This is a genomic window from Bacillus sp. GMs2/2 (assembly GCF_050172095.1).
Classification (GTDB): Bacteria; Bacillota; Bacilli; order Bacillales; family Bacillaceae_G; genus Bacillus_A; species Bacillus_A cereus.
Map to the genome: position 1 here is coordinate 1 of NZ_JBNLYE010000185.1, position 7,660 is coordinate 7,660.

Genomic DNA, 7,660 nt, shown 5'->3' on the forward strand with positions numbered 1-7,660 from the left:
TTCCCCTTTAACCTATGATTAAAAAGGTTCGATAGGTACATATATATCAACTATATGTTTATGCTTTGGATGCTGCTTTGGATTATTTCTATATACTTCAAAAGGATACGAGTCTCTCGGTTTATATCCGCTATTTGGCAGCCATTCACCGTATAAGAAATCCCATGCTCCTTTATATTCATCTTGGAATATTTCAAAATGTCCTACTGCATATTTTCCAGAAGGTATTACCATTATTCCAACGTCGTTCGTTTCTACTGTGGATTCATCTGAAATTGTTACACATAGACTTGTTCTTAAATGATAGTCCTCAGTAAATTCATGATGATCGTGGTAAATGGTTAATACTTTCGTATCCTCAAATACATGATAGTTTTTCTTCGCCGCGTAACGAAATAATTTTTCTATCATTTTTGGAAAAGCTATAGCTAACTCTTCATATGTACCTGTATGTCTTATGTATGCGACGTTTATATCGTCCGCTGTTACAATTTCAACATTTCCTCGAACCTTCTTACATTCATTGTATTGAGGAATTCCCCTTACGTCTTTGCAATTCTTGCTATTATCGTTTCGATATTGAGACGGACTTACACCGTAATGACTTTTAAATGTTCGGGAAAAAACTGCTGAATCTGTGAATCCGAAGTGATACGCAATATCTGTAATCGTCATGTCTGCGCGATATGTAAGTAGATGTGTTGCCCTTTCTAGTTTCAAGCGATTCACATACCGAGATAATGGCTCATCAACTATTCCTTTAAAAATCCGATGAAAATGATACTTCGAAAATCCTGCTATATCAGCTAGCTCTTCAATGGATAATGAACTGTCTATGTTTGATTCTATATAATCTTGAACCTTATGTATGCGTCTTACATACTCATTTCTACTCTGTTTATTCTCCATACTCTTTATCTCCTCACAACAAAAAGAACCATCCTAGAATACTTTTAGGACGGCTTTCTATTCGTAATAGATTCTTCCATATTCTATTGTTAAATCGATATAATTTCACTATATTTTTTAAATTGATGGTAATGTGGCAGTATCCCGATTTAATTGAAAGAAACAACTATTTTTTTATAGCCCTACGCAAATTAATAATATTATTGGGATTTAGCTCCCATTGTCTCATAAGTTCTTTTTGTCTTGTTTTTAAGTCTTCAAATGGTTCTTCCACTATGTCGATTTTATTAAATTTCCCTTCGAAAACTAAAGCATTTTTTATCTTTTTATATCCACCAAAACCTAAGTCATCATTTAGTAACCAGACTACTCTCTGTATTTTTGCGAATAAAATACCCCCTGTACACATTGGACACGGTTCCAACGTGCTATAAATAGTAAACTTCTCATTTTTTATTTTTGCATCAAACATTGCTTCCCCTGCATTGCGAATAGCGTCTATCTCTGCGTGAGCTGTTATGTCTTTTTGTGGATGCACTCTATTTCTTCCTCTTGCAATGACATTATTATTTCCATCAACAATAACTGCTCCTACTGGATATGTATTTTCTTTTAATGCCATTTCAGCTTCTTCCAATGCCATCTGTAAAAAATATCTATCTCTTTCAAATTTCATATAGATCCCTCTTTTTTAGATGAAATTTTTTACGGAAATTCATTTCGACTATCATACTACCCTCTATCAAGCTAACAAAATCAGTCATTCTTTATGCAACGGATAACGTTTTGATATACATTTAACTCAGTGCGTTTAGGTAAAGCTTATTTCACTACACATGTTTCAAAAATAAAACTCTACTCCCGCCATTTCCATCATAATTTGTATATACCGATACACCCTCTACCTCATCATCCCCAGCCTCAATTCGAAAACCGATTTCTTGATGAAACTGTATCGACTTTTTATTAGTTGGTGACGTAATTGCTTTTACAACTTTACGATTATTTGCACGAGCGACATCAAAGAAATAAGAATACAATGTCGATGCGATTCCTCTTCTTCTATACTTCGGATTTACACCGATAAAATGAACGTATGCTTCATCTTTATATGTTTGTGAAAAAAATCCGCATAAGAAACCTAACGTTTCGCCCTCTTCTTCAATGATAAAACTCGTTTCTTGAAAGTGAACAAAAAACAGTTTTGGCAACATGGCAACCATGTCTCTCCCGCCCCACCAATCATTTAAAACTGAATGAATCTTTACATAATCTTCCCCTTGGATATTTCTTACTCGCATATGTTTCTCCCTCTCACTCACTTCATTTTTTCATAAATTTTAATGACTGTTTCTACTAATAGGATGAATACCCATATCCCGCAAAATACAAGAACAGACTGGAATATGGATCCAATTATCATAACACCAACTGTACCTGTTATTGAAAAAGATATTCCACCAAGCCCTGGATCTTGTATAAATGCTCCAGCAGAAAAAGCAGTTATAATTGATACTATTAAATAAATAACACTCGTTATTTTTAATATCTTTATAGAAAGATACGAGGTTTTTCCTTGTTCCACTTGTGATAATTCGATTTCTCCGCTTGCAATTCCTTTTTGCAAACAGTCCTCACATAGAAATTCTTCCTTAATTTTTTTACCACCGTGCAATGTACCTGTAATTTCTTTACAGCGCGTACACTTTCGATTTATCATTTTGTTATCACTCCAATCTCGTAAGATTATACTTATACAATTATTTTTACCTTATTATCCCTTTTATGTATTTTATAGAGAAAGGTTGTGTTTTATGATTTCAAAACTCACATTTGGTTCGAAAAAATCTACTGTTCATTATGTATTAAGACCTAGTTGTTATGCGATTATTTTCCATTTATCTTCTTCAATGATTGCTGTTATCCAAAAAGGAGACCGTTATTTTTTACCAGGTGGCGGTATGGAAGGTAATGAAACAAAAGAAGATTGTTTGCACCGTGAACTACTAGAGGAATTAGGATGGGCGATTGAAATTGATCAATATATCGGTAATGCAGCTCGATATTTTTATGCAGAAAAGGAAGATACATATTATTTGAATGTTGGGTTCTTTTACATTGCAAATATGTTACAGAAACAAACTGCAAACTGTGAGGATGATCATGTTCTAAGGTGGATGTCTCCTTTACTTGCTGTAGAACTTCTCATTCACGATCATCAAAAATGGGCTGTTGAACAAGCGCTTTTAATACGAAAACAAAAATGATCTCCTTCTATATGAAAGAGATCATTTTTACTGTTAACTTACTTTTTTCAAATTGAGAGCAGGCTTTTTCATTCCACCTTTTTTTACAACATATAAACCGATGAAGATAATAAGCCCGCCAACTAGTTGCATCATATTCATTTGCTCCCCTATTGTTACAGCCGCAAAGATCACTGCAAACAACGGCACAAGATACATATAAACCATTACTTTCGTTGAGCCTATTTTACTAATACCGACATACCACATTGCAAGTCCGAATATGGTCGCAAAGACGATTGAATATGCTAGTGATCCCCAGCTTGGCATATCTACTGGCCACGTTAGTGTGCTTACATTGAGTAAACAGTATATAACGAGAGGTCCAATTCCAATTAAAGTAGACCATGATGTAACTCTCATTGCGGAGTATTTTGTAATGAGTGGTTGCGCTAAAATTGGATACCATCCCCACGCAATTGCTGCGACTAATCCAATTATATTTCCGAGCCACGCATACTCGTAAGTAGCTCCTCCTGTATGTCCTGTTAATAAAACGAATGCTGCACCAATAAACGCTACGATTGAGCCAATTTGTACTTTCATCGAAAAACGTTCTTGTTTATGCAATACTGCTAATATCCCTGTAAAAATAGGTGACATTGCAATTAATAATGAAGCGTTCGTTGCTGAAGTATATTTCACAGATAGCATAAACATCGTTTGATACATTGTCGTTCCAACGATGCCGACTGCTACTAATCGTAACCAATCTTTTCTTTCAATACGTAATGAGCGTTCCATCATAAAAGTAATAAGTAATAATACCGGTGATGCTACTAAAAATCGTAAACTATTAAATTGAATGGATGACATATATGCCACGCCATACTTTCCTATTGTATAATTTGCTCCCCATACTAATGCAACAGATACTAGGAGCCATTCCATTTGCCATCGTTTCATCCGAATCTCCCCTTCCATATTTAGCATAGTAAAATTGGCTGGATATAACACCGTCCAATTGGCTGTTTTTTTACCCAGCCAATTTGTTATACTGAATGTATATAAGAGATGCGGAGGCGTTTGTATGGAATGGAAGCTAGATAACGACAGTAAAATCCCCATTTATCAGCAAGTTGTTGACTTTATTGAAAAACGTATTACATATGGAGAACTTCCTCCAGGAAGCTTCCTACCTTCCGAACGAAAATTAGCTACACAGTTAAATGTAAACCGAAGTACAGTAACGACTGCTTATAACGAACTACGTGCTATGGGAATTGTAGAAAGTACGACTGGTAAAGGTACACGTGTAAGTACACATATGTGGGGCGTTTCTCCAACATTAACGCCGAACTGGAGAAATTTCGTAGAAGGCGGTACGTTCTTACCAAACTTACCGTTACTTCGCCATATTCGGGCAGAAGTACAACAAAATGAAAATATTATTGATTTCGCAAACGGAGAACTCGGTTGTAATCTCTACCCACACGATCAACTACAAACAATTTTACGAGAACAACCGTTAACACATTCATTAAGTTACGATCATCCACAAGGCTATCTCCCGCTGAGACAAGCGGTCGTAAAATATATGAAGGAATATTTAAAAGTGGAAGCGACTGAACAATCCATTATGATTACATCTGGCGCACAGCAAGCCTTACACCTTATCGTGCAATGTTTATTAAATCCAGGTGATGCCGTCGCTTTCGAAAGTCCATCGCACTGTTATTCCTTACCGCTATTCCAATCAGCAGGTATTCGTATTTTCCCGTTACCTGTTGATGAACATGGTATTAATCCAGACGATGTGCAAGAATTATATAGAAAGCATCGTATTAAAATGATCTTTTTAAATCCAAACTTCCAAAATCCTACGGGAACGATGCTTCATCCAAACCGTAGAAAAAAACTATTATCACTTTGTGCAGACTTACGAATTGCGATCGTTGAAGATGATCCGTCCAGTTTACTTACGCTAGAAAAGAAACAACCTTGTCCTACTTTAAAATCAATTGATGAAAACGGAACTGTCATTTATGTACATTCTTTATCTAAAATGATTGCGCCAGGATTACGAGTCGGCTGGCTCGTTGCTCCGCAATCTGTAGTAGAAAGATTATCCGACGCACGGCACCAAATGGAATTAGGTATGAGCATATTCCCGCAGTGGCTTATGCAGCAGTTTTTCGAAACTGTACCATTTCAGTCGCATATCGTACCGTTACGAAAACAACTAGCAGAAAAAAGAGACGTTATTGTTCGTGCTCTAAACGAGCAACTTCATGATAAAATCTCTTTTTCAAACCCTACTGGTGGTATTTACATATGGGGAAAATTAAAAGAACCGATAAACGAAAAACAACTCATTATGCAAAGCTTAAAACAAGAAATTGCTTTTATGCCTGGTAGTATTTTCGGCGCGAAAGATGGTTATATTCGTTTATCTTATGGAAAAGTGGATATTGATCAAATTGAGGAAGGTATTTCTCGTTTGCGGGAGGCTATTTTGGTTTGTGAAAAATAACTTTACATAAAGCCCTATCGTTTGACAAAAGAAAAATCTACCATTATTATCAACACGAACCTAGTTACCCCGCATTAACGGGCAATAAAACTCCCAGCTCAAAATTCAGCTGTAACAAAGAAGTTAGGTGGGAGATTAACTGCCCGTAAATGCCCGATTGGTTCAACTAATAATCAGTGGAGGATGAACCCCCCACTGATTAAAGTTTCACTTTATAGGAGTGGTAAAAATGAAAATTTACGTTGATGCAGATGCTTGTCCTGTAAAAGATGTAATTATTTTTGAAGCTACGAATGCAGAAATCCCTGTAACCCTCGTTACTAGCTTTTCTCATTATTCTAATGCTCAGCAACCTAAAGGTGTGGAAACAATATATGTTGATTCCGGAGCAGATGCTGCAGATTACCGAATTATGCAGTTAGCAAAAAAAGAAGATTTAATCGTAACACAAGATTACGGTCTTGCTTCGCTCGCTTTAGCAAAAGGCTGTATCGTTCTACACCATAAAGGCTATAAGTATACGAATGATAACATTGAACAATTGTTACAAACACGATATTTAAGTGCAATGGTTCGAAAAAGTGGTAAACGTACAAAGGGACCGAAACCATTTACAGCAGAAGATAAAGAGAAATTTAGAGAGCTCTTTAAAAGTATGATCGCACTTTAAAAATGAATCGTCTATTTGCAAGGAAAACTTCGTAAAACAAAGAAGAGAATATCGTAATGAACATTCTCTTCTTGAGGTTTACCCGTTTAAAATGAAGGTAAATTATCAAAGTTATTTTCTTTTATTCCATCCGGTTCACTACGTATAATATCTCTGCCATACTTATGAAATACGTCCACATGAGCTAACTTCCCTGATTTTGCTTCACTAAGAGCAGTCATATAATCTAACTCTCTCCCGCTACTTGTTTTAAAAGCAATCAAATCACCTTCATCATTTTTACGAACAGCAACAATTTGTTCTGCTCCTGAAGTAACTTCCTGAGCTATTTCAAATTGAGCTTGCTCTTCCCCTTGATGTAAATAATCATTATATACTTTTTCAAAGTCTTTTTTGTCCATTAAACTCACCTCCAAAACATTTTATTAGTATGGTTGGGAGGTGTTGGTTTTATGTACTTTTCTGTTAGAAAAACGAATTTTTAATACCTACGCAAACCCTTCAAAGTCTCCAATATATCATCTGTAAAGGCTGTACTACCCTCTGTCTCTAAAGCTCTGAAATATAAACTTCTTAAGAAAGCTCTAATATTTTGTACTAAAATATCATATTGAGGATGCGGGATGTCTTCAACAATTGCTATACTATGTAACCAATTGCTCCACTCTTCTTCAGTTAAAAGATTTTGGTTACGTAACGACATAATTGGTGCTACTAATCTCTCATCCTCAAAGTGAATGTATACGTAGTCATGTAAGCGGACCTTCTGACGAACGGCAGCTAGTATTGCATATGAGAACTCACGATTTTGGATTGTACGTGCTAAAGCATCGAGTGCATCTGCTGCATGTGCAGTAGAGTGCGCCCAGCCTTTCCCTTCTACATAGCCCCTTACATCTTCTTCTAAATATACATATTCCAGCACTTGTTCTGCTACACTGTACAGTTGTTCTTCGGATAACAACGGTTCCCTTTCATGAACAGATAAAATAAGTGGTGGAATTAATACGGAGAATGCACGTTTAAATACAGAGTCTGTTCCCTTTTCACCAATTTTATAAAATAAATAATCAGGACTAATTGCTTGTAACATTAATCCTCTTAACTCTTTTTGTCTAAATACATCATTTGTAATCCATGTGTGAAGCGTACTATAAATTAAATCATCACGTAATTCAGCATCAGGTGATCCGATATAATCTAGCATCCACTGCGCATATGGATACGCATCTACGTCTTCTGGTACAGCATAATTATTATTTTTAATTTGTAGTAGTTCTTCTTTTAGTTCTAGTACTTCTG

The 7,660-nt window shown here is 35.8% G+C and carries 10 protein-coding genes; 3 read left to right on the forward strand and 7 right to left on the reverse strand.

Features of this window, described 5'->3' with window-relative positions; all coding sequences use genetic code 11:
• Window positions 1–18: 18 nt before the first annotated feature.
• The 4 genes from ACQGS6_RS19155 to ACQGS6_RS19170 all read right to left on the reverse strand — a co-directional run bounded on the left by ACQGS6_RS19155 (window position 19) and on the right by ACQGS6_RS19170 (window position 2,629).
• Window positions 19–909 (reverse strand): AraC family transcriptional regulator, encoded by an 891-nt coding sequence (locus tag ACQGS6_RS19155; protein ID WP_000428668.1) that lies wholly within the window; start codon window positions 907–909, stop codon window positions 19–21.
• Window positions 910–1,075: 166 nt separating this feature from the next.
• Window positions 1,076–1,585: a nucleoside deaminase gene (locus ACQGS6_RS19160; RefSeq protein WP_000667405.1), complete on the reverse strand. Its 510-nt coding sequence runs from the start codon at window positions 1,583–1,585 to the stop codon at window positions 1,076–1,078.
• Between the two features lie 154 nt (window positions 1,586–1,739).
• Complete coding sequence (locus ACQGS6_RS19165; protein ID WP_426965443.1) at window positions 1,740–2,210, reverse strand: GNAT family N-acetyltransferase; 471 nt, start codon at window positions 2,208–2,210, stop codon at window positions 1,740–1,742.
• Window positions 2,211–2,227: 17 nt separating this feature from the next.
• Window positions 2,228–2,629, reverse strand: coding sequence for a DUF3980 domain-containing protein (locus ACQGS6_RS19170; protein WP_000610504.1), 402 nt, complete (start codon window positions 2,627–2,629; stop codon window positions 2,228–2,230).
• A 94-nt stretch (window positions 2,630–2,723) separates the two neighbouring features.
• Between ACQGS6_RS19170 and ACQGS6_RS19175 the strand changes: the two genes are divergently transcribed.
• A complete protein-coding gene (locus tag ACQGS6_RS19175) occupies window positions 2,724–3,176 on the forward strand; it encodes an NUDIX hydrolase (protein ID WP_025966070.1) in 453 nt (150 codons plus the stop codon).
• A 33-nt stretch (window positions 3,177–3,209) separates the two neighbouring features.
• Here ACQGS6_RS19175 and ACQGS6_RS19180 read toward each other — a convergent pair whose 3' ends face one another.
• On the reverse strand, window positions 3,210–4,121 hold the full coding sequence (locus ACQGS6_RS19180; RefSeq protein WP_000832984.1) for a DMT family transporter: 912 nt from the start codon (window positions 4,119–4,121) through the stop codon (window positions 3,210–3,212).
• A 124-nt stretch (window positions 4,122–4,245) separates the two neighbouring features.
• On the opposite strand from ACQGS6_RS19180, the gene ACQGS6_RS19185 reads away from it, so the two are divergent.
• Window positions 4,246–5,688 (forward strand): PLP-dependent aminotransferase family protein, encoded by a 1,443-nt coding sequence (locus ACQGS6_RS19185; RefSeq protein WP_000454896.1) that lies wholly within the window; start codon window positions 4,246–4,248, stop codon window positions 5,686–5,688.
• A 229-nt stretch (window positions 5,689–5,917) separates the two neighbouring features.
• On the forward strand, window positions 5,918–6,358 hold the full coding sequence (locus ACQGS6_RS19190) for a YaiI/YqxD family protein (protein ID WP_000708769.1): 441 nt from the start codon (window positions 5,918–5,920) through the stop codon (window positions 6,356–6,358).
• A gap of 86 nt (window positions 6,359–6,444) precedes the next feature.
• Here the strand turns inward: ACQGS6_RS19190 and ACQGS6_RS19195 are convergent, their stop codons facing one another.
• Together ACQGS6_RS19195 and ACQGS6_RS19200 are read right to left on the reverse strand one after the other, a co-directional pair.
• Window positions 6,445–6,759 carry a DUF3892 domain-containing protein gene (locus ACQGS6_RS19195; protein ID WP_000358162.1) on the reverse strand — a complete coding sequence of 105 codons (315 nt, stop codon included), beginning with the start codon at window positions 6,757–6,759 and terminating at the stop codon, window positions 6,445–6,447.
• 80 nt (window positions 6,760–6,839) lie between these two features.
• On the reverse strand, window positions 6,840–7,660 hold an 821-nt coding region (locus ACQGS6_RS19200), incomplete at its 5' end, for a DUF2785 domain-containing protein (protein ID WP_426965444.1).